This is a genomic window from Nocardiopsis sp. M1B1 (assembly GCF_052466615.1).
This window is the reverse complement of record NZ_CP196194.1, coordinates 4,844,181-4,868,684: the sequence shown is the minus strand read 5'-3', so window position 1 is coordinate 4,868,684 and position 24,504 is coordinate 4,844,181. Positions and strand designations below refer to the sequence as shown.

Annotated in this window: 20 protein-coding genes; 9 read left to right on the top strand and 11 right to left on the bottom strand. The window is 71.5% G+C overall.

What is annotated here, in order from left to right; translation table 11 throughout:
- Positions 1 to 50: 50 nt before the first annotated feature.
- Together ACSTA4_RS21115 and map are read right to left on the bottom strand one after the other, a co-directional pair.
- On the bottom strand, positions 51 to 884 hold the full coding sequence (locus tag ACSTA4_RS21115) for a M55 family metallopeptidase (RefSeq protein ID WP_212643450.1): 834 nt from the start codon (positions 882 to 884) through the stop codon (positions 51 to 53).
- An 88-nt stretch (positions 885 to 972) separates the two neighbouring features.
- Positions 973 to 1,824 carry a type I methionyl aminopeptidase gene (gene map / locus ACSTA4_RS21110; protein WP_212643451.1) on the bottom strand — a complete coding sequence of 284 codons (852 nt, stop codon included), beginning with the start codon at positions 1,822 to 1,824 and terminating at the stop codon, positions 973 to 975.
- Positions 1,825 to 1,968: 144 nt separating this feature from the next.
- Between map and ACSTA4_RS21105 the strand changes: the two genes are divergently transcribed.
- On the top strand, positions 1,969 to 2,160 hold the full coding sequence (locus ACSTA4_RS21105; RefSeq protein ID WP_248771400.1) for a hypothetical protein: 192 nt from the start codon (positions 1,969 to 1,971) through the stop codon (positions 2,158 to 2,160).
- An 80-nt stretch (positions 2,161 to 2,240) separates the two neighbouring features.
- Positions 2,241 to 2,936: an NADPH-dependent F420 reductase gene (gene npdG, locus ACSTA4_RS21100; RefSeq protein ID WP_444960727.1), complete on the top strand. Its 696-nt coding sequence runs from the start codon at positions 2,241 to 2,243 to the stop codon at positions 2,934 to 2,936.
- A gap of 176 nt (positions 2,937 to 3,112) precedes the next feature.
- Here the strand turns inward: npdG and ACSTA4_RS21095 are convergent, their stop codons facing one another.
- Both ACSTA4_RS21095 and panB read right to left on the bottom strand, forming a co-directional pair.
- The gene (locus ACSTA4_RS21095; RefSeq protein WP_444960726.1) at positions 3,113 to 4,153 is read right to left on the bottom strand and encodes an LLM class F420-dependent oxidoreductase; all 1,041 of its coding nucleotides are present in this window, start codon (positions 4,151 to 4,153) and stop codon (positions 3,113 to 3,115) included.
- A 206-nt stretch (positions 4,154 to 4,359) separates the two neighbouring features.
- Entirely contained in the window at positions 4,360 to 5,229 is an 870-nt protein-coding gene (panB, locus tag ACSTA4_RS21090; RefSeq protein ID WP_444960725.1) for a 3-methyl-2-oxobutanoate hydroxymethyltransferase, read from the bottom strand.
- Positions 5,230 to 5,721: 492 nt separating this feature from the next.
- Here panB and ACSTA4_RS21085 point away from each other — a divergent pair, with 492 nt between their 5' ends.
- The 3 genes from ACSTA4_RS21085 to ACSTA4_RS21075 all read left to right on the top strand — a co-directional run bounded on the left by ACSTA4_RS21085 (position 5,722) and on the right by ACSTA4_RS21075 (position 9,196).
- Positions 5,722 to 7,338 carry an MFS transporter gene (locus tag ACSTA4_RS21085; RefSeq protein ID WP_444960724.1) on the top strand — a complete coding sequence of 539 codons (1,617 nt, stop codon included), beginning with the start codon at positions 5,722 to 5,724 and terminating at the stop codon, positions 7,336 to 7,338.
- A 27-nt stretch (positions 7,339 to 7,365) separates the two neighbouring features.
- Positions 7,366 to 7,797 (top strand): RrF2 family transcriptional regulator, encoded by a 432-nt coding sequence (locus tag ACSTA4_RS21080; protein WP_444960723.1) that lies wholly within the window; start codon positions 7,366 to 7,368, stop codon positions 7,795 to 7,797.
- A gap of 169 nt (positions 7,798 to 7,966) precedes the next feature.
- On the top strand, positions 7,967 to 9,196 hold the full coding sequence (locus tag ACSTA4_RS21075) for a globin domain-containing protein (protein ID WP_444960722.1): 1,230 nt from the start codon (positions 7,967 to 7,969) through the stop codon (positions 9,194 to 9,196).
- Positions 9,197 to 9,660: 464 nt separating this feature from the next.
- Here ACSTA4_RS21075 and ACSTA4_RS21070 read toward each other — a convergent pair whose 3' ends face one another.
- Entirely contained in the window at positions 9,661 to 10,953 is a 1,293-nt protein-coding gene (locus ACSTA4_RS21070) for a DUF222 domain-containing protein (RefSeq protein WP_444964229.1), read from the bottom strand.
- An 845-nt stretch (positions 10,954 to 11,798) separates the two neighbouring features.
- On the opposite strand from ACSTA4_RS21070, the gene dnaE reads away from it, so the two are divergent.
- Entirely contained in the window at positions 11,799 to 15,359 is a 3,561-nt protein-coding gene (dnaE, locus tag ACSTA4_RS21065) for a DNA polymerase III subunit alpha (protein ID WP_444960721.1), read from the top strand.
- Between the two features lie 160 nt (positions 15,360 to 15,519).
- Positions 15,520 to 16,374 (top strand): PadR family transcriptional regulator, encoded by an 855-nt coding sequence (locus tag ACSTA4_RS21060; protein WP_444960720.1) that lies wholly within the window; start codon positions 15,520 to 15,522, stop codon positions 16,372 to 16,374.
- Positions 16,375 to 16,535: 161 nt separating this feature from the next.
- Here ACSTA4_RS21060 and ACSTA4_RS21055 read toward each other — a convergent pair whose 3' ends face one another.
- Positions 16,536 to 17,075, bottom strand: coding sequence for a DinB family protein (locus ACSTA4_RS21055; protein WP_444960719.1), 540 nt, complete (start codon positions 17,073 to 17,075; stop codon positions 16,536 to 16,538).
- An 80-nt stretch (positions 17,076 to 17,155) separates the two neighbouring features.
- On the opposite strand from ACSTA4_RS21055, the gene ACSTA4_RS21050 reads away from it, so the two are divergent.
- On the top strand, positions 17,156 to 17,863 hold the full coding sequence (locus ACSTA4_RS21050; RefSeq protein WP_444960718.1) for a hypothetical protein: 708 nt from the start codon (positions 17,156 to 17,158) through the stop codon (positions 17,861 to 17,863).
- 28 nt (positions 17,864 to 17,891) lie between these two features.
- Here the strand turns inward: ACSTA4_RS21050 and ACSTA4_RS21045 are convergent, their stop codons facing one another.
- The 5 genes from ACSTA4_RS21045 to ACSTA4_RS21025 all read right to left on the bottom strand — a co-directional run bounded on the left by ACSTA4_RS21045 (position 17,892) and on the right by ACSTA4_RS21025 (position 22,902).
- Entirely contained in the window at positions 17,892 to 19,760 is a 1,869-nt protein-coding gene (locus ACSTA4_RS21045) for an AMP-dependent synthetase/ligase (protein ID WP_444960717.1), read from the bottom strand.
- Between the two features lie 74 nt (positions 19,761 to 19,834).
- Entirely contained in the window at positions 19,835 to 20,320 is a 486-nt protein-coding gene (ybaK, locus tag ACSTA4_RS21040; RefSeq protein ID WP_444960716.1) for a Cys-tRNA(Pro) deacylase, read from the bottom strand.
- A 220-nt stretch (positions 20,321 to 20,540) separates the two neighbouring features.
- Positions 20,541 to 21,317: an LON peptidase substrate-binding domain-containing protein gene (locus ACSTA4_RS21035; RefSeq protein ID WP_274974151.1), complete on the bottom strand. Its 777-nt coding sequence runs from the start codon at positions 21,315 to 21,317 to the stop codon at positions 20,541 to 20,543.
- Positions 21,318 to 21,428: 111 nt separating this feature from the next.
- A complete protein-coding gene (locus ACSTA4_RS21030) occupies positions 21,429 to 21,989 on the bottom strand; it encodes a ferritin (protein WP_444960715.1) in 561 nt (186 codons plus the stop codon).
- 117 nt (positions 21,990 to 22,106) lie between these two features.
- Positions 22,107 to 22,902 (bottom strand): IS5 family transposase gene (locus ACSTA4_RS21025; protein ID WP_231972698.1). Its coding sequence is split into 2 segments (ribosomal slippage): positions 22,107 to 22,572 and positions 22,571 to 22,902, totalling 798 coding nucleotides; the frame shifts between segments, so codons are not numbered across the junction.
- A gap of 200 nt (positions 22,903 to 23,102) precedes the next feature.
- Between ACSTA4_RS21025 and hisD the strand changes: the two genes are divergently transcribed.
- Positions 23,103 to 24,398 (top strand): histidinol dehydrogenase, encoded by a 1,296-nt coding sequence (gene hisD / locus ACSTA4_RS21020; RefSeq protein WP_444960714.1) that lies wholly within the window; start codon positions 23,103 to 23,105, stop codon positions 24,396 to 24,398.
- The last annotated feature ends 106 nt before the right edge of the window (positions 24,399 to 24,504 follow it).

The following is a 24,504-nucleotide window of genomic DNA, read 5'->3' as shown; positions in this document are numbered from 1 at the left end:
CCCCGCTCCGGCATTCGCGGACGGCGGTCCCCGCGGCCCCCGCCCCGGCCTCAGCCGTAGCGCTCCTCCATGGCGTTGGAGATCAGCGTGGTGACCGCCTTGAAGCAGCGGATCATCTCGTAGGCGTCCGGGGAGACGTAGCGGACACGCCGCACCCCCGTGCGCGTGACGCCGGGGACGACGGCGGCGGCCTGGGCCAGCTGCGCGGAGTCCACCTCCACCTCCACGGCCCGGGGCCCGGGCGCGACCGGGTCCAGGCGCCCGGCCAGCGTCATGGCGGCGCGCGCCCCGGCCCGGATGTCCCGCGCGGTCGCGGCCGGGGGACGGCAGCGGGCGGCGTACCGGCTGACGTGCTCCTTGACCGCGACCGTCCGCGCGAACGGGGCGTAGGTCGCGGCGTCCTCGCAGGCGCGGTCGTCCCCCGTGACCAGGATGACCGGGGTGCCGTACTCGGCGACCACCGCGGCGTTGAGACGGCCCTCGCTGGCGGGTTCGCCGTCCAGCCACACGCCGGTCACCGCGTTGGGCAGATAGGTGTGCGCGAGCACGCCCTCGTCACCGGCGCCGCAGTGGTAGCCGAGGAACACCACGCCGTCGCAGTCGCCGGACTGCACGCCCTCGACCATGGACAGCTCCTTGTGCCGTCCGGTGATCATCGTGGCGTCGGTGTTGAGCTCCTCCAGCAGGAGGTTGCGCATGGTCGCGTGCGCCTCGTTGACCAGCACCTCGGTGGCGCCGCCCTCCAGCAGGCCCTCGACGGCGGCGTTGACGTCGCTGGTGAACATGGCGCGGCAGCGCTGCCACTGCTCGGTGCCGGGCTCGACGTCGGCGGGCCAGGTGACGCCCGTGGCGCCCTCCATGTCGGCGGAGATGAGGATCTTCACCCGCACGACCCTACGCCCCGGCCCCCTCCCGTGGCCACGTTCGGACGCCGCGTCCCGCCCGGGGCGCACGAGGGGACCGGGGCGGCGGTCACGGCAGGGTGAGGATCTCCGCACCGGACTCGGTGATGACCAGGGTGTGCTCGAACTGGGCGGTCCACCTGCGGTCGGCCGTCACGGCCGTCCAGCCGTCGTCCCACATGTCGTACTCCACGCCGCCGAGCGTGATCATCGGCTCGATCGTGAAGGTCATCCCCGGCTCCATGACGGTGTCCGCGCGCGGGTCGTCGTAGTGCGGCACCACCAGACCCGAGTGGAACTCCGGCCCCACACCGTGCCCGGTGAAGTCGCGGACCACGCCGTAGCCGAAGCGCTTGGCGTAGGACTCGATGACCCGCCCGATCACGTTGATCTGGCGGCCCGGCCGGCACGCCTTGATCCCGCGCATCATGGCCTCGCGGGTGCGCTCGACCAGCAGCCGGTGCTCCTCCGAGACGTTCCCGGCCAGGAAGGTGGCGTTGGTGTCGCCGTGCACGCCGTCCCGGTAGGCGGTGATGTCGATGTTGACGATGTCGCCGTCGGAGACCACGGTGTCGTCGGGGATGCCGTGGCAGATCACCTCGTTGAGCGAGGAGCACAGCGACTTGGGGTAGCCCTTGTAGCCCAGCGGGCTGGGGTAGGCCCCGTGGTCCATCAGGAACTCGTGGCCGATCCGGTCCAGCTCGTCGGTGGTCACCCCGGGCCGGACGTTGCGGCCGACCTCCTCCAGGGCCTGGGCCGCCAGCCGCCCCACCACGCGCATCCGCTCGATGGTCTCGGGGGTCTGCACGTCGCCCAGAACCCCCTCCACGGGGTGCTTCCGTCCGACGTACTCCGGGCGGACGATGTGGGAGGGAACCGAACGTTGTGGCGAAATTCGCCCAGGAACCAGCGGAGTAGTCATGGACACTGATTGTAGTTCGTGGGTCGGCCACGCGGTCCTGGACGACGTCCCTCCCCCCGCGGGTGTAGGGGAAGCCCGGGCCTGGGTAGGTGCCCACAGAAGCACGTTCCCGTCGGGGCGGCGTCCCGTAGAAAGCGAGTCACGGTGAGCGAGGACACTCAGCTGGACGACAAGTGGTGGTACTGCCTCAGGCACAACCGGGTGGAGCACGGCCCCGGGTGCCCCAACAAGGAGCGCATGGGCCCCTACCCGGACGAGGCCACCGCCGCCAGCGCGCTGGCCATAGCCGCCCGGCGCAACGAGGCATGGGACGAGGCCGACGAGGAGGACCGGTGATCCGCGCCCACGCGCTCCGGACCACCGCGCCGCGCCGTGCCGGGGACGCCTCCCGCCGACGCCTCTGACAGGATCGGCGCATGACTGAACAGAGCACACCCGCGGACGCGGACATCGCCGGGCTGTCCGTCGCCGTCCTGGGCGGGACCGGGGACCAGGGCCGGGGCCTGGCCCGCCGCCTCGCCCTGGCCGGGCACACCGTCCACCTCGGCTCGCGCAGCGCCGAGCGCGCCGAGAAGGCCGCCCGGGAACTGGTGGAGGCCGAGGCCGCCCCGATCGACGTGCGCGGCCTGGACAACGCCGCGGCCGCCGCCGCGGGCGACGTCGTCATCGTCGCCGTGCCCTGGGACGGCCACCGCGAGCTGCTGGAGCGGCTGGCCGCTCCGCTGGCGGGCAAGATCGTCGTGGACTGCGTCAACCCCCTCGGCTTCGACAAGAAGGGCCCCTTCGCCCTCGACGTCGCCGAGGGCAGCGCCGCCCAGCAGGCCGCCGAGGTGCTGCCCGACAGCCGTGTCACGGCCGCCTTCCACCACGTGTCCGCCGCGGTGCTGCTGGACCCCGGGGTCGAGGAGGTGGACCTCGACGTGCTGGTGCTGGGCGAGGACCGCGAGGCCACCGACGTGGTGCGCGCCCTGGCCGAGCGGATCCCGGGGGTGCGCGGCGTCTTCGGCGGCCGCCTGCGCAACGCCCACCAGGTCGAGGCCCTCACCGCCAACCTCATCGCGGTGAACCGCCGCTACAAGACCCATGCGGGCATCCGGATCACCGGGCTGTAGCCCCGGAGCCCGTGGCCGCGGCCCCGAAGGAGCGTTGCCCCGGACGGGCGCGTCGGAGCGACCGCGTCCGGGCCGCCCCGGGGCCCCGCCCGCGCACGCGTACGGCGCCGGTCCCCGCCGCGGGGACCGGCGCCGCCGTGCCGGGCGCGCTCAGCCGCCAGGAGCCGGGTCCAGGGTCAGGACACCCACTCCTTGACCTTGCCGACCAGGGCGGCCGGGTCCTCGCCCACGGGGGTCACGTTGAGCTGGGTCACCCCGGCGGCCCGGAAGGCCTCCACGCGCTCGCGCACGTAGGACTCCGGGCCGACCATGTTGGTCAGCTTCACGAACTCCTCGGGCACGGCGGCCGCGGCCTCGTCCCTCTTCCCCGCCAGGTACAGGTCCTGGATCTTCTCGGCGGCCTCCTCGTAGCCGTAGCGGCGGGCCACCGTGTTGTAGAAGTTCTTCCCCTTGGCGCCCATGCCGCCGACGTACAGGGCGATCATCGGCCGCACGAGGTCCAGCAGCCTCTTGGTGTCCTCGCCCTCGCCGATGGCGAGCAGGCCGCCCGCGGAGACCTCCAACTCGCCCAGGGACGGGTCGCGCCCGGCCCTGCCCTCGGCCAGTGCCTCGCCCCACACCCTGTCGGCCTTCTCGGGGATGAACAGGTGCGGGAGCCAGCCGTCGGCGATCTCGGCGGTCAGCGCCACGTTCTTCACGCCCAGGGAGGCCACGTAGACGGGGATCCGGGGGCGCACGGGGTGGTTGATGATCTTGAGCGGCCTGCCGAGGCCGGTCCCCCTCTCCGGGGGCAGCGGCAGCTGGAAGACGGTGCCGTCGTGGGTGAGGCGGTCCTCGCGCGCCCAGACCTTGCGGCAGATCTCGATGGTCTCGCGGGTGCGGGCCAGCGGCTTGACGTAGGGGACGCCGTGGAAGCCCTCGACGACCTGCGGGCCGCTGGCGCCCAGGCCGAGGACGGCCCGACCGCCGGACAGGTCGTCCAGCCCGGCGGCGGTCATCGCGATGAGCGCGGGGGTGCGCGTGTACAGCGGCAGGATCGCCGAGCCGATCGCCACGGTCTCGGTGCGGGCGGCGATGTAGCCCATCAGGGTGGGGCTGTCGAACCCGTAGGCCTCGGCGACCCACACGGTGTCCAGACCGGCTTTCTCCAGTTCGACCACCTGGTCGACGGAGGCCTTGGGGTCGCCCGCGTACTGGAGCGGCATCGAGACGCGCATCTGTCCTCCCGGGAGGGCCGGACCCCCGGCCCGTCGGCGCTGGGTACGGTGCGACTCTACTCCCGAGTACGGTTCACTCCCGAGTCCGGTTCGGTCTGTCGCCCGGCTCACGGACCGCGGGACCTCCGGCGCCGCACCGCCGGCCGGGGCGGACCCGACCGGCGGTGCTCACCGGTGCGCGGAGAGGAAAGGGCTCACCCCGCCCCTCAGCCGGCGTAGGAGTGGCGCTCCTCGGGGAACGCCCCGTTGACGACCTCGTCGGCGTAGGCCGAGGCCGCCTCGCGCAGCGTCTCGTGCAGGTTGGCGTAGGTCTTGACGAACTTGGCCACCTTCGGGCTCAGCCCGGCCATGTCCTGCCACACCAGCACCTGGGCGTCCGTGGACGGACCGGCGCCGATGCCCACGGTCGGGACGGACAGCTGCTCGGTCACCTGCGCGGCCAGCTCGGCGGGCACGCACTCCAGCACGACCGCGAACGCGCCCGCGCGCTCCAGCTCCTTGGCGTCCTTGAGCAGTCCGGCCGCGGCCTCCCCGCGGCCCTGCACCCGGTAGCCGCCCAGGGTGTTCACCGACTGGGGGGTCAGACCCACGTGCGCCATCACCGGCACGCCCGCCGAGACCAGCAACTCCACCTGGGGCGCCACCGCGTGGCCGCCCTCCAGCTTCACCGCCTGGGCCCCGCCCTCCTTCATGAACCGCGAGGCCGCCTCCAGCGCCTGCTGGGGAGAGGCCTGGTAGGAGCCGAACGGCAGATCCGCCACGACGAGCGCCCGCCGGGTGGAGCGGGACACCGCCGCGGTCAGCGGGAGGAGTTCGTCCACCGTCACCGGGACGGTGGTGTCGTAGCCGTAGACGACGTTGGCCGCCGAGTCGCCGACCAGCAGGACCGGGATCCCGGCCTCGTCGAAGACCCGCGCGGTGAGCGCGTCGTAGGCGGTCAGCATCGGCCAGCGCTCGCCGCGCCCCTTGGCGGCGGCCAGGTCGCGGATGGTGACGCGTCGGCTGGTGACCCCGCCGTACAGGGCGTTTCCTGTCGGCGCCCCGGTCGGGGCGAGGGGCTTTCCTGTGGTGCTCATGCGTTATCCCTCCGTTGTCTCGAAGCACCTCGCGGGTGTCTCCGGACATGTGGACGAATGGTGTTGTCGCGCTCGTGCGCTGGGCGGCCGAGGGGGCCGCGGGCGGTCCACGGGGGACCGGGCGGGTGCGGGAGGAGGCGGGAACCGGCGTACGCGGACGACCGGGCGCGGCCACCGCACGCAAGCATCATCGCATGCCCGCTCCGCGCCTCTCCGCACCGGATACAACCCCGTCCGACGGTCGGATGTTTCCCGACGGGAGCGCTGGTGTCCTCGGTTGGGGAGCGGCCCGCGCCCCCGCCGGAACCGCCCGGGAGGCGGCCGACGCCTTTCCGCCGGAACCGCCCGGGAGGCGGCCGACGCCTTTCCGCCGGAACCGGCCCGAACACGGCCGACACACCGTTCGCGGCTCCCCGAAGCAGGTGGTCGGCGCGGATCGCGGGTACGGTCCGATCGGCGTGAGTTTCGGTGGGACCCGGCGGTGGAGGTGGGTTGGTGGACGCGCAGACGGCGTACCGGCGCAGGTGGGGCGGGCTGGCGGTCCTGATCATCTGCCTGCTGGTGATCGTGGCCGACAACACGATCCTCAACGTGGCGCTGCGTGTGCTGTCCGACCCCGAGCGGGGCCTGGGCGCCAGCCAGTCGCAGCTGGCCTGGGCGATCAACTCCTACACCCTGGTCTTCGCGGGCCTGCTGTTCACCTTCGGCGTGCTCGGCGACCGGTGGGGGCGCCGCCGCATGATCGTGGTGGGGCTGACGGTGTTCGGCGCGGCCTCGGCGCTGTCGGCCTACTCCCAGACCCCCGAACAGCTCATCCTGGCCCGCGCGGTCATGGGGTTCGGCGCCTCCATGGTGACGCCGCAGACCCTGTCGATCATCGCGAACGTCTTCCCGCCCGAGCAGCGCGCACGCGCCATCGGGATCTGGGCGGGCGCGGTCGGACTGGCGATGGCCATCGGCCCCTCGGCGGGCGGGCTGCTGCTGGAGAACTTCTGGTGGGGGTCGATCTTCCTCGTCAACGTGCCCTTCGTGGCGCTGGGCCTGGCACTGGTGTTCTTCCTGATCCCCGAGTCGCGCGACGCCGACCCCGGAAGGCTGGACGTGCTCGGGGTGCTGCTGTCCGTCCCCGGCCTGGTGCTGCTCATCTACGGCATCATCACCGCGGGCGAGCGGGCCTCCCTGGCGGACTGGGACGTGTACGGCGCGCTCATCGGCGGTGTGGTGGTGCTGGTGCTCTTCCTGGTGCACGAGTCGCGCGCACCCAACCCCTCCCTGGACGTGCGCTTCTTCCGCGACCCGCGGTTCAGCGTCTCCGTGGCCACCATCATGGTGCTGTTCTTCAGCATGTCCGGGATCATCTTCTTCCTGAGCTTCTACTGGCAGAGCGTCCGCGAGTTCTCCCCGTTCATCGCGGGTCTGCTGGTGCTGCCGGCCGCACTGGGGCAGATGATCATGGCGCCGCTCAGCCCGACGCTCGTGCGCTGGGCGGGGCCGCGCGTGGTCGCCGCGGTCGGCGTGCTGGGCGTGTGTTCCAGTTTCCTCTTCTTCACCCAGCTCGAAGCGGACACGCCGCTGCCGCTGATCGTCGGGTTCTTCTTCCTCCAGGCCGGTGCGATGGCCGTGGTCCTGACCCCCGCCACCGACGCGATCATGTCGTCGGTGCCGCCCGGCAGGGCCGGAGCCGCCTCCGCCGTGCAGAACACGGTCCGGCAGGTGGCCACGGCGATGGGAGTCGCGATCCTGGGCGCGGTCATCTCCTTCCGGTACCGGGCGGGGATCACACCCACTCTGGAGGAGGTCGCCGACGAGGGTTCGACGGGTGTGACGGACCAGCGGCTGCGGTCGGCGGGGGAGTCGATCGAGGGCACCCTGGCGCTGGCCCGGAGCCTGGGGGAGCAGGGGAGGGTCCTGGTGGAGCCCGCCAAGGAGGCGTTCATGACGGGGCTGCACACGGCGGCGACGGTGTCGCTGTGCTTCGGGGTGGTCGGGCTGGTCGTGATCCTGATCTGGATGCCGCGCGAGACCGGGCGCCACCGGCCACTGGACGCCGGGGACGACGGCGGTTCCTCCGCGGGGACCGAGCCCGTCCCCGGCCGGGGGGAGCGGTGACCGGGACCGGTCCCCTACGTTGAACACATGCGCCTGACCGCCTTCACCGACGTCTCCCTGCGCCTGGTCATGCGGCTCGCGGTCGCGGACGAGGGCGAACTCCTCACCACCAGGGCCGTCGCCGCGATGCTCTCCGTGCCCTACACGCACATGGCCAAGGCCGTGGCGCGGCTGTCCGACATGGGACTGGTGGAGGCGCGGCGCGGCCGCAACGGCGGGCTGCTCCTGACCGAGAGCGGGCGGCGGGCCTCGGTCGGGGCGATCGTGCGCGAACTGGAGGGGGCGGGGGAACTCGCGGGATGCGAGGACGACCCGCCCTGCCCGCTGCGCGCCGCCTGCCGCCTGCGCGGCGCCCTGCGCGAGGCGCACGAGGCGTTCTACACCTCGCTCGACGGCGTCACCGTGGAGTCACTGGTGTCCCCGCCCACGCGCGACGCGCTGACCCTGCTGCGCCCGTAGGGCCCGAGGCGGCGCTCCGCCCGTGCTCCGCCCGTGGCCCGCCCGTGGCCGTCCCCACCTGGCCTCTCCGCGTGGGGACGACCCCGGAGGAGGGGCCCTTGAGGACGGATTTAATATGCATCTCAGATACCAGTTTCGCTCCGAGACACCCTCTCCGAAGTGAGGTCGCATGCTCTCCACCGAGTCAGCCGCCACCGTCCGGGCCACGGTCCCCGCCGTGGCCGGAGCCCTGGACACCATCACCGCCCGCTTCTACGACACGATGCTCGGCGAGCGCCCCGAACTCCTCGACGGCCTGTTCAACCGGGGCAACCAGGCCTCGGGCGAACAGCGCAGGGCCCTGGCCGGATCGATCGCCGCCTTCGCCACCCTCCTCCTGGAGCACCCGGACGAGCGCCCCGACGCCCTCCTCTCCCGCATCGCCTACAAGCACGTCTCCCTCGGAGTCACCGAGGACCAGTACGTCATCGTGCACAAGTACCTCTTCGACGCCATCGCCTCCACCCTCGGGGACGCGGCCACCCCCGCCGTCGTCAGGGCCTGGGACGAGGTCTACTGGCTCATGGCCGGAGCCCTCATCGCCCTGGAGGCCCGCCTGTACGCCGAGCGCGGGCACACCGGGCGCGGTGTGTGGCGCCCCTGGCGGGTCACGCGGCGCCGCCAGGAGACCCCCGACACCGCCTCCCTCACCCTCGAACCCGAGGACGGCGACCCGCTCCCCGCCTTCCTGCCCGGCCAGTACGTCAGCGTCCGCACGCGCATGCCCGACGGCGTCCGCCAGGCCCGTCAGTACTCCCTGACCGGCGGGGACGGCGGAAGCCGCCGCATCACCGTCAAGCGCCTGCGCGCCGTCGGGGCCGATCCGGCGGGGGAGGTCTCCACCCTGCTGCACGACACCGTCGTTCCGGGCGACGTCCTCATGGTCTCCACCCCCGCGGGCGACGTGACCCTGTCCGAGGGCGACCGCCCGCTCGTGCTGGTCTCGGCCGGGATCGGCTGCACGCCGATGGTGGCCATGCTGAACCGGCTCGCCGAGCAGGGCAGCGACCGCAGGGTTCTGGTCCTGCACGCTGACCGCAGCCCGGGGGAGCACGCCCACCGTGAGGAGACCGCCGCCTTGGTCGGGGCGCTGCCCGGCGCGACCGCCCGGACCTGGTACGAGAACGGTGTGGACGGGGGCGACGGCGCGGAGGGTGATGGCGGTGGGGGCGGCGGGGGCACCGTCCGGGGGCTGATGGACCTGGACGGGGTGGACCTGCCCGAGGGTGCTGAGGTCTACCTGTGCGGCCCGCTGCCGTTCATGCGCAACGTGCGCGGCCAGCTGCTCGCCGCCGGGGTGTCCGCCCGTCGCATCCGCTACGAGGTGTTCGGCCCCGACCTGTGGCTGGGCGAGGACTGAGTGGTCGGGCGTGCTCTGAGGGGGCGGAGCGGAAGGGCGGGTGGGCTGTTCCTGCTTTCTTCCGACGCTCAGGCCGCCGGTGGTGACCGGGGTAGCGGCGCCAGCTACCGCGAAACGGTTCGGTTCGCTATCAACGCCTGGGGTCGGGAGATGGTTGGCCTCTGCTGCGTCGGCACCAAAGGCGGCAAGTGTCCGGGGACTCCGTTCAACGCTCCGCCCGTTGATGGTGGCCGAGGCAGCGTCGCCAGCTGCCGCGAGGTGGCTCGGGAGGGTGGTCAACGGTTGATGTTGGTGGGTGGTGGGGCTCTGCTGCGTTGGCACCAAAGGCGAGCGGGCCCTCCGGCCTTGGGCAGCGCTACCGGCCCCCGTGGCGAAGGCGGGCGACGGTGGCAGCGACGACGGCTGGCGGCGGGGCCCGGGCCGCCTGTCGGGCGCGGGCATACCGGGAACCGGCCCGGCCGGGGTCACTCCCGAGGCGGCGGAACCGGGACCCTGTCGGGCGGATGATCTCGTCCCCGTCCCTGCTGTTGGTGTGTGCGGAGTTCGCGTTGGTACTTGGCCCGGTTATGCGGCCCACACAGCGGTTGCAGGTTCGCGACCACGGTGCGCCCGCCTCGGGAGAACGACTGCACGTGATCGGCTTGGCAGAACGCCACCGGCACTTCGCATCCGCCCGGGTGGGCGCAGGTGGTGTGTCCGTGGAAGGCGGCGGTGCGCTGCCGGGCTGAGGCCAGCCGTCGGCTGTGGCCCACGTCCAGCACCTGTCCGGTGGGTGGGGCGGTGAGCATCCGCACGACCTCAGAGTCGGCGGCAAGTTCGTGCACCACACCGGCCGGAATGACCCGGCCGTGCTCGTCCAGCGCTGGAACCTCCTGACCCTGAGCGTTCAGGTAGGTCTGCACCGGCACCACGATGCGGATCTGCGCCAGCGGGGCAGGGGTGTGGGCGCATCCGGTGTGGGTGGTGGCAAAACGCAGCGCCGCGATCAGCGCGTCGTGCTCACGCTGGGCCCGGGTCCGGGTGTCGCCCTCTCCGGGCGGGGTGGTGAAGGTGTCGATGGCCGCGCGCACGACCAACGCATCCCCGGACCCGCCCCAGGCCTGCAACTGGTAACTGCCCTGGAAAGTCTCATGGACGACCAGCCCACGGGCGGCGTGAGCCGCCTCATGGTCGCGGTCCAACCGGTGGGGGTCCAAACGGTAAGCGACCTGGCGGGCCACCGCCTGGAGCTGGTTGACCGACAACCCAGGCCGCTCCTGCTTGGCGGTCACCAGAGCCGCTTCGAACCCCTGCCGGTACTGCGCCTGGTCGGGGAAATGGTCCTCATCGCGGGTCTGGACGGCTTTGTCGGTGACCTTGGCGATCACCACCGCCTCACCCAACCCCACGGTGCCCTCGGCTACGGCCTGGGCGGTGGCGGGCAGGGTCTCCTCGTGCACGTGCTGGGCCAGCCGCGCCAAATCCTTCGCCTGGGCGGTGGGCAACTTGCCGTGGTGCACCAACCACTTGTCCAACGTGCTGTAGCCGCTGTAGCGGGCCACCGCACCGCGCGCGTACAAACGCGCCATCCGCACCAGAGCCTGATAGCGGATCTGGTCCAGCTGGGCCCACAGCGCCGCGACCTCCTCAGCGGCGGCCTCATCCGCTCCGGGCGGCACGTCGGCGTTCAAAGCCTGGTCGATGATCTCGCGCGCACCGGCCAGCGCGGCCACGGCCGGGGAACATTCCCCGGGGGCCGCCTTGGGCGCTGCGATCATCATCTCCATACTTCTTATTATAGGCCAGTGGTCGCCTTTTCTCCACTATTCGCAGCGCCAATTGCCGACTTTCTTTCTGGAGGGTGCTTTTGCTTCAGAGCTGCAATTGGGTCGGGCCAAAAGGTGTCCAAAAACGCGCGCCCAGAATGACCTCTTGTCGTTGGCGCGATCGTCGCCCGCGCCGACCACGGGAGTCGGAAGCGTTGCCCGAGGCCGGAGGGCCTGCTTGCCGTTGGTGCCGACGCAGCAGAGCCGAGCCGCCCCCACACCCCGGGCGTTGGTCGCCCTCCGGAGGTTGCTCCTGCCTTTGGTGCCGCTTTTCGTCGGGGGCCCACACCCCCACCCGGCGCCCACCGCTTCCCGCCGTCCGCACCCTTTCGCGGCAGCTGGCGCGCTTTCGTTGCCGCCAACAACCCCTGGCAGGAATGGCGTAGGGAGGGGCCCTGTGGACGGCCCCTCCCTACCCCTCAACCCATTCTCCCTATTGGGTGCCGAGCGTTTCAGGGCATGCCGAAGCCTGCATGGGTGGGATCCCCCCTATTTCCAGGAAACCACTCCGCCCCCACCCCGGAACACCCCAAACTCCCACCTGTGGAAAACCGGGGACCACGGGCCGAGAGGTATACCAACCGGTGGATCTCGGACCCGTCCACACCCGCTGCGCACCCGTCCACCCCCACTTCTCACCCGCTCCGCACCCGCTCCTCAGCCCAAGCCCAGCCCGCGTCGTGGGTCAGGACGGCGGACGGGACACGTTGTCCACAGGGGGTCTGCGAGTGTCGCGGGAAAGTCGTAGGCTCAGGAGTCACCACCTGTCCACCGACCCTCCTGGGGGCACCCGAGCCATGGCCGACTCCTTCGCCCATCTGCACGTCCACACCGAGTACTCGATGCTCGACGGGGCCGCCAAACTCAAGCCCCTCTTCAAGGAGGCGGCGCGGCTGGGCATGCCCGCGGTCGCGATGACCGACCACGGCAACATGTTCGGGGCCTACGAGTTCTACCAGCAGTCCAAGGGCACCGGCGTCACGCCGATCATCGGCATCGAGGCCTACGTCGCACCCGAGTCGCGCTTCCACAAGAAGCGGGTCTTCTGGGGGCGGTCCAGCGGCTCCGACGACGCCTCGGCAGAGGGCGGCAAGGACATCTCCGGCGGCGGCCGCTACCTGCACATGACCATGCTGGCGCAGAACGAGAAGGGCCTGCGCAACCTGTTCCGGATGTCCTCGCTGGCGTCCATGGAGGGCTACTACATGAAGCCCCGCATGGACCTGGAGCTGATGTCGGAGTACAGCGAGGGCATCATCGTCTCCACCGGCTGCCCCTCGGGCGGCGTGCAGACGCGGCTGCGGCTGGGCCAGGAGAAGGAGGCCGTCGCCTACGCGGCCGGGCTCCAGGACATCTTCGGCAAGGAGAACGTCTTCCTGGAGCTGATGGACCACGGCGTGCCCATCGAGAAGGAGGTCCGCGACGGCCTGCTCAGGGTCGGCCGCGAGCTGGACATCCCGCCTCTGGTGACCAACGACTCCCACTACGTGTACGAGTCCCAGGCCTCGGCGCACGACGCCCTGCTGGCGGTGGGCGTGGGCAAGAACCTGGACGATCCCACCCGCTTCCGGTTCAACGGGTCGGGCTACTACCTCAAGACCGCGGAGGAGATGCGCGGCATCCTCAACTTCGAGGAGTGGGAGCAGGGGTGCAGGAACACCCTGCTGGTGGCCGAGCGCGTCGACCCGGGCGCCTACGACGCGGTGTTCGCCCACCGCGACCTGATGCCGGTCTTCCCCGTGCCCGAGGGGGAGACCCAGGCCTCCTGGCTGGCCAAGGAGGTCGATCGGCTCCTGCCCACCCGCTACCCGGACGGGATCAACGGCGAGATCCGGCAGCGGGTCGACTTCGAGCTCGGCATCATCAACGAGATGGGCTTCCCCGCCTACTTCCTCGTGGTCGCCGACATCTGCCAGTACGCGCGCAAGAACGGCATCGCGCTGGGCCCGGGGCGCGGTTCGGCGGCGGGGTCGATGATCGCCTACGTCCTGGGCATCACCGACCTGGACCCGCTGGAGCACGGGCTGCTGTTCGAGCGGTTCCTCAACCCCGAGCGCGTCACCATGCCCGATGTCGACCTGGACTTCGACGAGCGTCGGCGCGGGGAGATGATCGAGTACGTCACCCGCCTGTACGGCGCCGAGCGCGTCGCGCAGATCCTGACCTTCGGCACCATCAAGGCCAAGGCCGCGGTCAAGGACTCCACGCGCATCCTGGGCATGCCCTACTCGGTGGGCGACCAGATCACCAAGGCCTTCCCCGCCGCGGTCGGCGGCAAGGAGATCCCGCTGGAGGCGGTGACCAACACCGAGCACGAGCGCTACGGCGAGACCACCGAGCTGCGCAGCCTCGTCGACAACGACGCGCAGGTCGCCAAGGTGATGGAGACCGCGCGCGGTATCGAGGGCCTGACCCGCGGCACGGGCGTGCACGCCGCGGGCGTCATCCTGTCCAAGGAACCCCTGCTCGACGTCATCCCGCTGCACAAGCGCGACACCGACGGCGCCATCATCACGGGCTTTCCCTACCCTCAGTGCGAGGACATGGGCCTGCTCAAGATGGACTTCCTGGGCCTGCGCAACCTCACGATCATGGACGACGCGGTCAAGTCCATCAAGGAGGCCGAGGGGATCGACATCGACCTCGGCAAGCTCCCCCTGGACGACAGGAAGACCTACCAGCTCCTCTCGCGCGGCGACACCCTGGGCGTGTTCCAGCTGGACGGCGGCGCGATGCGCAACCTGCTCAAGCGCATGGAGCCCAAGAAGTTCGGCGACATCGCGGCCGTGCTGTCGCTGTACCGGCCCGGTCCGATGGCCGCGAACGCGCACAACGACTACGCCGACCGCTCGAACGGCCGCCAGGAGGTCACCCCGATCCACCCGGAGCTCAAGGACGCTCTGGAGCCGATCCTGGGGGAGACCTTCCACCTGCTCGTCTACCAGGAGCAGATCATGGCCATCGCGCAGCAGTTGGCCGGGTACACCCTGGGCGGCGCCGACCTGATGCGCCGCGCGATGGGCAAGAAGAAGAAGGAGGCCCTGGAGGAGGAGGAGGCCAAGTTCTTCCCCGGGGCCGCGGCCCGCGGCTTCTCCAAGGAGGCCACACAGGCGCTGTGGGACGTCATGCTGCCCTTCGCCGGGTACGCGTTCAACAAGTCGCACGCCGCCGGGTACGCTCTGGTCTCCTACTGGACCGCCTACCTCAAGGCCAACCACCCCGCCGCCTACATGGCCGCGCTGCTGACCTCGGTCAGCGACGACAAGGACAAGATGGCGGTCTACCTGGCCGAGTGCCGGACCCAGGGCATCAAGGTGCTGCCCCCCGACGTCAACGAGTCGGGTCTGCGCTTCACCCCGGTGGGCAAGGACATCCGCTTCGGCATGGGCGCGGTCCGCAACGTCGGCGCCAACGTCGTCAACTCGATCATCAAGACCCGCACGGAGAAGGGCAAGTTCAGCTCCTTCACCGACTTCCTGTCCAAGATCGAGCTTGCGGCCTGCAACAAGCGCGTCATCGAGTCGCTGATCAAGGCGGGCGGCTTCGACTCGCTCGGCCAGCCCCGCCGCGAGCTGTACCGCCACCACGAGACCGCGGTGGACGGCATGATCAGCTCCAAGAAGCAGGAGGCGCACGGCCAGTTCGACCTGTTCGGCGGCGGCGACGACGGCGACTCCACCCCCATCGGCCTCAACATCAACTGGGGCGAGGAGGAGTGGGACCGCAAGACCAAGCTGGCCTTCGAGCGGGAGATGCTGGGCCTGTACGTCTCCAGCCACCCGCTGGCCGGTGCCGAGCGGGTGCTGGCCCGCTCGCGCGACACCTCCATCGCCCAGATCGTGGCGGGCGAGATGGCCCGCGAACGCGGTGAGGTGCGCATCTCCGGCCTGATCTCCAAGGTGGACAAGCGCACCAACAAGGCGGGCAACCAGTGGGCGATCGCCACGGTCGAGGACCTGGACGCCTCGATGGAGGTGCTGTTCTTCCCCAAGACCTATCCGCTGTACGTGCAGGCCCTGCTGGAGGACACCGCGGTCACCGTCAAGGGCAGGCTCAACGACCGCGACGGCACGTGGTCGATGTTCGCCTCGGAGATGTCGATCCTGGACATCTCGCACGTCACCGAGGGGGAGCCCCCGGTGCTGCTGACGGTCGCGGAGGAGCGCCTCACCCCCGAGCTGGTCGGTGACCTGCGCCAGGTGCTGGCCACGCACAAGGGGGACACCCCCGTGCGGATCCGGGTGGACAACCCGGTCCGGTCGCGGGTCTACGCCGTGGACCGCTACTCGGTGCGGATCTCCCCGGAGTTCAACGGTGAGGTCAAGAGCCTGCTGGGGGCCTTCGCGGTCGATTACTGACCACCGTCCCCGGACCCCACGGTCCCCGCGCGCCCCCGGGCGTGCGGGGACCTTTTTCGTGCCCGCTCTTGCCAGGGCGAAGTTAAAGATATATCTTTGAGCTATCAGAACAGGGCACGATAGTTGCTCTGTATCGCACAGCCTTCAGGAGGACGACATCATGAGCGCCATGGCTATTCCCGGCCCCTGGTCCTGGGAGGCGCGCGGACCGCGCCGTTCGCGCCTTCCCTGGGGCCGCCAGCCGGAGGAGGAACGACACGGACACCCCGAGCACCCCGGCCACGGCGGTCCGCGGCGCGGCGGTGGACGGTTCGCGTTCGGCCCGCCCGGTCCGCCTCCGCCCCCCGAGCCCCCGGCGGGGCCGGGACGGCCGCCCTGGGCAGGAGGGCCCTTCGGCCACGACCACCCCTTCGGCCCCGACCACCCGTTCGGCGGCTTCGGCCCCGGCGGTTTCGGGCCGGGCGGGGGGTTCGGCCCGGGAGGCGGCCCCGGCGGCCGACGACGGGGCGGACACCGCGCCAAGCGGGGCGACGTGCGCACCGGCATCCTGCTGCTGCTCGCGGAGGAACCGCGCAGCGGCTACGAGATCATCCGCGAGGGCCGCGAGCGCAGCGGCGGTATGTGGCGGCCCAGCCCGGGCTCGGTCTACCCCATGCTCCAGCAGCTGGAGGACGAGGGCCTGGTCGTCCAGCAGGAGGGCGAGGGGCGGCGCCGCCCCTACCGGCTCACCGACGAGGGCATCGCCCACCTGGAGGAGCACGGCGCCGACCTCACCCCGCCCTGGGAGGCGGTCGCCGACGCCTACGCCGACAGCCGGTCCCGGTACGAGGAGGTCGCGGCCCTGGCCCACCAGCTCACCGCGGCCGCGGCGCAGGTCGCCCAGGCGGGCAGCGCCGACCAGCTGGAGCGGGCCAAACGGCTCCTGGCCGAGACCCGGCGGGGCCTCTACCTCATCCTCGCCGAGGAGGAGGCGGCCGACAGCGCCTCCGCTCCGGGGGACGATGACGAGGACTGAGGCGCCGGGCGCCGACCGGTGACGGCGACGACGCGGGGGCGCCCGGGGACGCGAACACGTCCCCGGGCGCCCCCACCGTGTCAGCGCCCCCTCGGGGTCGGCGCCCCCGCCGCCCGGCGCCGCCGTCCGACCGGACTCGCGGCCCGCCCCCGACGCGCGGACTACTCGCCCGTCGTCCCGTCGGCGAGCTCGCGCAGGACGTCCAGGTGGCCGTTGTGGCGGGCGGTCTCCTCGACCATGTGCACCAGCACCCACCGCAGCGTGGTGTGCCCCTCAGCGCGGTGCGCGCGCCGCGAGCCCGAACCCAGTTCCAGCCGGGCGGTGATCTCCCGGGAGCGGACGCACTGGGCCTCGTACTCCTCCAGGAGCCGGTCCAGGGGAACCTCCCCGCCCCGGCGCCACTCGGCGTCGGGGTCCTCCGGTGTGGCGTAGCCCTCGTCGGGCAGACCCAGCAGGATCACCTCGAACCAGGCGTGCTCCACCCAGCGCAGATGGGAGACGACGGCGCCCACGCTCATCAGCGGGGACGACGGCAGGGGGGTGGCGGCGGCGTGTTCGGGGGACAGCCCGGCGCACTTGGCGTGGACCGTGGCGCGGTGCCAGTCCAGCCAACTGGTGAGCATGGTGCGCTCGTCGGCGGCCTTGGGCGGGTCGACACGCTGGAGACCGGGGACGGCGAGGGGGCTGTTCTTGTCACTCATGCCGGTATTCTCCGTTCCGGCTATGCCCCGTATCCACTGGTTTTCCGCAGGCCGGGACGGGGCGCGGGAGAGTGGGGGAGATGGCGGACCGCAACCGGGGGGAGACGTCGGCGCCGACACGCCGACTGGTCGTGGGGGCGTGCGTCCTGGGAGCCCTGCTCCTGCTGGGCGCGGTCCTGGGACCGCTGTGGTGGGGCCTCGCACCGCGCGCGGAGGGCACCGCGCTGGGCGGGGGCGAGGTCTTCACCGGGACCACCGAGGACGTGTTCGCGGGTGAGGGCTGGTTCGCCCTCATCACCGCCCTCACCGGACTGGTCGCGGGCTACACCGCCTACATGGCCCAGTTCCCGCTGTCGCGCCGCCGCTTCCAGGACCTGCGCATGGTCTGCCTGGTCGCGGGCTTCCTCGGCTCGCTGGGCGGGGCCGTGCTCACCTGGCGCGTCGGTGTGGCCCTGGACGGTCCGGCGCACGCCGCCGTCGGGGCGGCCGAGCCCGGCGCCACCGTGCAGACCGGGCTCCAGCTCGACGCGACCGCCTTCCTGCTGATCTGGCCCCTGGTGTTCGTCCTCCAGTACGGGCTGCTCGACGCGATCAGCCTCGTGCGCCGCGACCTGCCCGGCGTGCCCCGGCAGGAGCTCGTGCGGCGGGATACGGAAGCGCAAACGCACGCTGAGTCCGCGGCGCCGGTCGGCCCCGGCCCGGACGCGGGCCCGGCGGCCCACCCGCCCCCCGGCGAGCCGATCCCGGCCGAGCACGACCAGGCGGGGCCGGAGGACCCCCGCGGCTGATCCCCGCTCCCGCCCTCCGTTCCCGTCCTCAGAGCCGGCGGACGGTCTCCTCGTACATGCCGTCGAGCAGGTCGCGGTACTTGTCCTCGACCGCGCGCCGCCGCATCTTCAGGCTGGGCGTCATCTCGCCCTCCTCGACCGTCAGGTCGCTCGGCAGGATCGCGAACCTCTTCACGGTCTCGTGCCGGGGCAGGCCCCGGTTGAGCTCGTCCACGGCCTCCTGCACCATCTCCCGGACCCTGGGCTCCCGCGTCAGGCCCGTGTAGTTGAGGTGGTCCAGTCCGTGCTCCTGCGCCCACGCGTCGATCGACTCGGGGTCCAGGGCCACCAGCGCCACGCAGTAGGGGCGCCGGTCGCCGTGCACGACCAGGTTGCTGACGTAGGGGCACAGCGCCTTGAAGCGGCTCTCGATGATCTGGGGTGCCACGTACTTGCCGCCGGAGGTCTTGATCAGCTCCTTCTTGCGGTCGGTGATGCGCAGGCGGCCGTTCTCCAGGGCGCCGATGTCTCCGGTGGCGAACCAGCCCTCCGGAGTGAGCACCTCCTCCGTGGCGCCGGAGAGGTTGTGGTAGCCGCGCATCACGCCGCCACCCCGGATGAGGACCTCGCCGTCCTCTGCGATGCGCACCTCGGTGCCGGGCATGGGCAGCCCGACCGTGCCGAACCGCACGTCGCCGGGCCGGTTGACGAACGTCCCGGCGCTGGTCTCGGTGAGCCCGTAGCCCTCCAGGATGACGATCCCGGCGCCGTAGAAGAACCGGCCGATCTCGGGGGACAGCGGAGCGCTGCCGGAGATGAAGAACTTCAGCCGCTCCCCGAAGCGCGCCCGCAGCCTCGCGAACACGAGCCTGTCGGCGACCCGGTACTGTGCGGCGAGCAGGCCGGTGGGCTCGCGGCCCTCCTCCCTGAGCCGGGCGACCCGGTCGCCCACCCCCGCGGCCCACCGGAAGATCCGGTACCTGGCCGCGCCGCCCTCCTTGGCCTGCATGACCACGCGGTTGTACACCTTCTCGAAGATGCGCGGGGCGGCGGCCATGAAGGTGGGCCGCACGACGGCCAGGTTGTCCACGATCCGCTCGGGGCGGCCGTCCACGGCGGTCCGGAAGCCGATCCGCAGCTGGCTGACCTGCATGAGCTTGCCGAACACGTGCGACAGCGGCAGCCACAGGTACTGGACGTCGTCGGGGCCCATCAGGTCCCAGCCCTGCGCGCGCAGTTCGGTGTCCAGGTCCGCCATGGCCTGGGACTCGTAGAGCCAGTTCGCGTGGTCCAGGCGCACGCCCTTGGGTCTGCCCGTGGTGCCGGAGGTGTAGATCAGCGTGGCCAGGTGGTCGGGTGCGACCGCCGCGACCAGCGCCTCGAACAGGTCGGGGTCCTGGGCGTGGAGTCCGGCGCCCCGTGCGGCCAGCTCCTCCAGGGACATCACCCAGTCGTCGTCGCCCCCGGCCGCGCCCTCGAAGGCGATCACCCGCGACAGCCCCGGCATCCGCGCGCGCTGGTCGACCAGCTTGGCGACCTGCTCGTCGTTCTCGGCGAAGGCCACCATGCTGCCCGAGTCGGAGACGATGTAGGCGCAGTCGGGCGGGGTGGAGGAGGGGTAGACGGTGGTGGAGGCGCCGCCCGCGCACAGCACGGCCAGGTCGGCGAGGATCCACTCCACGCGCGTGCTGGAGACGATCGCGCACCGGGCCTGGGGGGTCACGCCCAGGTCGTGCAGGCCCAGCGCGATGTCGCGCACCCGGTCGCGGGTCTGGGACCAGGTGAGGGTCTCCCACTTCTCGGGGGCGCCGGAAGCGCCGGGAAGGGGGTAGCTGAACGCCTCGGAGTCGGGGGACTCGGCGACGCGGGAGAGGAACATACCGGGAACAGAGGAAAAGGGGGATGAAATGTTACTCATGTCACGAAACTACCCCTGGGTAGGTGACCCGGCAACAGCCCGTGCACGTCCTCGGAAACGGTCCCCGTCGGGGGTCAGGAGGCGCCGATCGGCGCGGTGACCGCCTCGGTGAGCGTGATCAGGTCACGGGGCTTGAGCTCCATCTGCAGACCCCGCCGCCCGGCCGAGACGTAGACCGTGGGCAGTTCGGTTACCGACGCGTCGATCACGGTGCGCAGGCGCTTGCGCTGGCCCAGGGGGCTGATCCCGCCGCGCACGTACCCGGTGGCCTTCTCGGCCAGTGCCGCGTCGGCCATGGCGGCCCTCTTGCCGCCGACCGCGGCGGCCAGCGCCTTGAGGTCGAGCGTGGTGCTGACGGGCACCACCCCGACGGTGAGCTGTCCGTCCACCTCGGCGATCAGCGTCTTGAAGACGTGCTCGTGGGGGACGCCGAGCGCGTCGGCCGCGTCGGTGCCGTAGGAGTGCCCGTCCGAGAAACCGTCCACCTCGTAGGGGTGCAGCGTGTACGTGGTCTTGGTCCGTCCGGCGGCCACGGTCGCTGGTGTGGCTTTTGCGCTCATTGAGTACCTGGTTCCTTCTCCGCGCGCGAACGCGCTGGTGCGTGCGTCGCAACAGCCCGGGTCGGGCCCCGGGCACGCCGCACCGCTTCGCACAGCAGGCTAGGCCAACACGGGGCGGGCCGCGCGCAGGCATGCGGGGAAACCCGGTGTTTCCTCCACTGGACACCGGTATCGGGACTTTCGACCCGGAAAGGGGCCGGCGAACGCGCCGCACGGTCCCCTAGTTGAACGACACGCCGTTGTTGAGGAAGGGGCCCGCGGGCAGGTTGGGCAGCGTGGGAGCGGCCACGATGCGGTTCTCCCGGCGCAGGAACCGGGCGGTCACGGCCAGCCGGGTCGCGGCGTCCTCGGCTTCCAGCATCCGCTGCTTCTCCGCCTGGTCCAGGACCGCGGCCGCGGCCACCGCGTAGGACAGCGCGATGGGGTCCTTGGGCAGTTCGGGTGAGGCGTCCGGCGACATCCCGATCGAGGCCAGGCGCTGGGAGTAGGTCCCGAACAGGTCGCGCACCCGCTCGGCGTGCTCCTCCACGTCCGGGCCGGTCGGCTCGGGCAGGAAGGCCACCGACGCGGTCGAGTACTCCTCGGGGGAGGAGGCGTCCACCTGCGACAGGTCGGTGATGGAGAACCGCGCGCCGCCCTCGACGACCAGGTCGTAGCGGCCGTCCTCGTAGGTGCGCACGTCGCGCACCAGGGCGGTGCACCCGGTCGCGCTGATCCGGGGCAGTGAGGTGCCCGGCCCTCCGGTGGTGGGGGTCCCGGTGTCGGCTCCGCCGGCGCCCTGGCCGGACTCGGAGGCCACCTCTTGGCCCAGTTCGATCCACACCACGCCGAACCGGAGCGGGCCCCGGCCGCGCCCGATCTCGTCCCCCTGGGCGAAGGTGGGTCCGAGCAGCTCCGCGACCAGGCGGCGGTAGCGCCGCTCGAAGACGTGCAGGGGAACGGTCATACCGGGGAACAGCACGGTGTTCAACGGGAAGATCGGCAGGGCCAAGGGCATGGTTCCAGTATGCCCCTCATGCCGGGAACGCGGGCGCCGAAACCGGCGGCGCGTCCCCGGCCGGTCCCGGCCCCCGCGGCCCGAGGGCGCCCGGGGGCCCGGGGCGCGGGGTCAGGAGACCGACGGGCCGGCGGTGCCGGGCGCGTCCTGGCTGCCGCCGTCCTCGCTGGGCATGTCCCGGGCGACGAAGGTCTCCACGTCGAACAGGTTGCCGTTGGCGCGGTCCACCACGTTGAGGAGGGTCGACATCTTGGCGACCTCCTCGGTCTGCTCCTGGATGAACCACTGGAGGAACTGCTCGCCGGTGTAGTCGTCCTCGTCCCGGGCGACCTTGGCCAGGCGCTGGAACTGGTCGGTCACCTCGCGCTCCTGGCGAAGGGCCAGGGCGACCAGGTCCCGGGGCACGGCGAAATCGGTCTCGATCTCGTCCACGCCCGGAAGGGAGAACGGGACGTCGGTGTCCAGGAGGAACCGCACGATCATCATCGCGTGGTCGCGCTCCTCCAGGGACTGCTCGTAGAAGACCCGCGCCAGCTGGGGCAGGTCGTGGTCGTCGAACCAGGCGGCGATGGCCACGTACTGGTGCGAGGCCGTGAACTCGTGCCGAACCTGGTCGACGAGGAGCCGGTGGAACTTGGAAAGGCCGATATCGCTGCTCTTGTTCGAAGTCATGAGTACACGATAACGCATGGAAAAGCATTTCGCGACATTTATCGATGTGACTCGAATTTCTTAGGCAAGCCTTTCTGAAGCTTAATAAGGTTAGGTGTCCCAAACTTAGAGCTCATCTCAAAAGCCGTCAGCATGCTTGGCCAGGTGCTTGTAGCAGATGAGGATGCAGGCGATGCCGAGCATGGCCAGGAAGGTGGAGGCCTTGCGCTCCCAGCGCACGTTCAATCTGCGGTAGGAGCCCAGCCAGGCGATAGAGCGTTCGACCTTGTACCGGTGGCGTCCCAGACGTTGGGAGGACTCGATGCCGGGACGGGCCAGGCGCACGCCGATGCCGCGCTCGCGCAGCCAGCGGCGCTGGTCCCGGGAGTGGTAGGCCTTGTCGCCGTGAAGTTTGGCTGGACGCCGCCGCCGGGGACCTCGCCGCGATCGCACCGCCGGAACGCCCCGGACCAGGGGCTTGAGCGCTTCGATGTCGTTGACGTTGGCCGCGGAGACCGCGCAAGTCAGCGGGAGGCCCTGGTTGTCGCACAGCAGGTGGAGCTTGGAGCCGGGTTTGCCGCGATCAGTGGGGTTTGGCCCCGTGCTCTCCCCCTCTCTTGGCGCGGATCGACTGGGAGTCGACAGTGGCGCGGGACCAGTCCAGCAGGGCGCGTCTGCCCAGCTCATCCAGGATCGTGCGGTGGATCGTGGGCCACAGGCCCATCTCGGTCCAGGTCTGAAACCAGCGGTGGGCGGTGGCACGGGTAACGCCGAACAGGCCATCGGCCTTCTCCCAGGAACAGCCGGATGCCTGGACGAACAGCACCGTGGTCAACACGGCTCTTTGGTCCGCCCGGGGTCGGCCGGTCCGCGGCGCGGGAGGCAGTAGCGGCTGGACGATCTCCCAGAGCCCATCGGGCAACACATCGCTCACAGCACGTGATCATGCCAGGCTCAGGAGCATCTCGTAGGGCTTTTGAGATGAGCTCTTAGGGCGCACTTATTCGGGCGTAACGCGTTCCATCCCGCCGGCCCCCTCCCGCACCGGCGCGTACCCGCCGGTGGCGCGTGTGTGGCGTCCATCATCCGGACGGCGCCGCCCACCGAATGGGCACTTCCCCCTAGACTGGGACCGTGATCAGTCGAATCGACCTCCGAGGCACCCAAGGCGACCCGCGTCAGGCCCTTCCGCGCGCGGAACTGGACGTGGCGGCCGCCGCCGAGCGCGTACGCCCCCTGTGCGAGGACGTGCGCCATCGCGGTGTCGAGGCCCTGGTCGAACTCACCGAGCGCTTCGACGGCGTCAGACTGACCGACATCCGCGTGCCCAAGGACGCGATCGAGGCCGCCCTGGACGGCCTCGACCCCGCCGTGCGCGCCGCGCTGGAGGAGTCCATCCGCCGCGCCCGCGCGGTCCACCGCGATCAGCGCCGCACCGACCACACCACCCGCGTCGTGCCCGGGGGCACCGTCACCGAGAAGTGGATCCCCGTCGACCGCGTCGGCCTCTACGTGCCGGGCGGCCGGGCCGTCTACCCCTCCAGCGTCGTCATGAACGTCGTCCCCGCCCAGGAGGCGGGGGTGCGCTCCCTGGCGGTCACCTCACCGCCCCAGAGCGCCTTCGGCGGACTGCCCCACCCGACCATCCTCGCCGCCTGCGCCCTGCTCGGCGTCGACGAGGTCTACGCCGTCGGCGGCGCCCAGGCCGTGGCCATGTTCGCCTACGGCGCGGGCCCCTGCGAGCGCGCCGACATGGTCACCGGCCCCGGAAACATCTGGGTGGCCGCGGCCAAGCGCCTGCTCAAGGGCGTCATCGGCATCGACGCCGAGGCCGGTCCCACCGAGATCGCGATCCTCGCCGACGCCACCGCCAACCCCGACTACGTCGCCGCCGACCTGGTCAGCCAGGCCGAGCACGACGTCGTCGCTGCCTCCGTCCTGGTCACCCCGGACGAGGCGCTCGCCGAGGCGGTCACCGACCGCCTCGCCGCACGCGTGGCCGCCACCAAGCACGGCGACCGCGTCCGCGAGGCCCTGTCCGGCCCGCAGTCCGGCATCGTCCTGGTCGACGACCTCGACCACGGCCTCGCCGTCGTCAACGCCTACGCCGCCGAGCACCTGGAGGTCATGACCGCCGACGCCGCCGCGTGGGCCGCGCGCGTGCGCAACGCGGGCGCGATCTTCATCGGCGACTTCTCGCCGGTCTCCCTGGGCGACTACGCCGCCGGGTCCAACCACGTGCTGCCCACCGGCGGCTGCGCCTGCCACAGCGGCGGCCTGAGCGTGCAGACCTTCCTGCGCGGCGTGCACGTGGTCGAGTACGACCGCGAGGCGCTGACCGACGTCGCCCACCACGTCATCGCCCTGGCCAACGCCGAGGACCTGCCCGCGCACGGCGAGGCCGTCGCCGCGCGCACGGACCAGGCCTGAGCCCGAAGGCCACCCGCCCGGCGGGAACCCGGGCGCGCGGGCCCCGCGGCCGCACCGGCCGCGACCCGCACGCCCCGCCCGCCTCCGACCGACCATGAGCGTGCAA

Excerpts from the sequence above, each read along its gene's own strand:
- ACSTA4_RS21095 (WP_444960726.1), bottom strand. The coding sequence starts at position 4,153 with ATGCGCGTCTCGATGCCGCTCCAGTACGCGGGCGACCCCAAGGCCTCC.
- ACSTA4_RS21070 (WP_444964229.1), bottom strand. The coding sequence starts at position 10,953 with ATGATCGCAGCGCCCAAGGCGGCCCCCGGGGAATGTTCCCCGGCCGTG.
- ACSTA4_RS21050 (WP_444960718.1), top strand. The coding sequence starts at position 17,156 with ATGGCGGACCGCAACCGGGGGGAGACGTCGGCGCCGACACGCCGACTG.
- map (WP_212643451.1), bottom strand. The coding sequence starts at position 1,824 with ATGACTACTCCGCTGGTTCCTGGGCGAATTTCGCCACAACGTTCGGTT.
- ACSTA4_RS21060 (WP_444960720.1), top strand. The coding sequence starts at position 15,520 with ATGAGCGCCATGGCTATTCCCGGCCCCTGGTCCTGGGAGGCGCGCGGA.
- ACSTA4_RS21030 (WP_444960715.1), bottom strand. The coding sequence starts at position 21,989 with ATGACTTCGAACAAGAGCAGCGATATCGGCCTTTCCAAGTTCCACCGG.
- dnaE (WP_444960721.1), top strand. The coding sequence starts at position 11,799 with ATGGCCGACTCCTTCGCCCATCTGCACGTCCACACCGAGTACTCGATG.
- ybaK (WP_444960716.1), bottom strand. The coding sequence starts at position 20,320 with ATGAGCGCAAAAGCCACACCAGCGACCGTGGCCGCCGGACGGACCAAG.
- ACSTA4_RS21055 (WP_444960719.1), bottom strand. The coding sequence starts at position 17,075 with ATGAGTGACAAGAACAGCCCCCTCGCCGTCCCCGGTCTCCAGCGTGTC.
- ACSTA4_RS21080 (WP_444960723.1), top strand. The coding sequence starts at position 7,366 with ATGCGCCTGACCGCCTTCACCGACGTCTCCCTGCGCCTGGTCATGCGG.
- ACSTA4_RS21045 (WP_444960717.1), bottom strand. The coding sequence starts at position 19,760 with ATGAGTAACATTTCATCCCCCTTTTCCTCTGTTCCCGGTATGTTCCTC.
- panB (WP_444960725.1), bottom strand. The coding sequence starts at position 5,229 with ATGAGCACCACAGGAAAGCCCCTCGCCCCGACCGGGGCGCCGACAGGA.
- ACSTA4_RS21075 (WP_444960722.1), top strand. The coding sequence starts at position 7,967 with ATGCTCTCCACCGAGTCAGCCGCCACCGTCCGGGCCACGGTCCCCGCC.
- npdG (WP_444960727.1), top strand. The coding sequence starts at position 2,241 with ATGACTGAACAGAGCACACCCGCGGACGCGGACATCGCCGGGCTGTCC.
- ACSTA4_RS21035 (WP_274974151.1), bottom strand. The coding sequence starts at position 21,317 with ATGCCCTTGGCCCTGCCGATCTTCCCGTTGAACACCGTGCTGTTCCCC.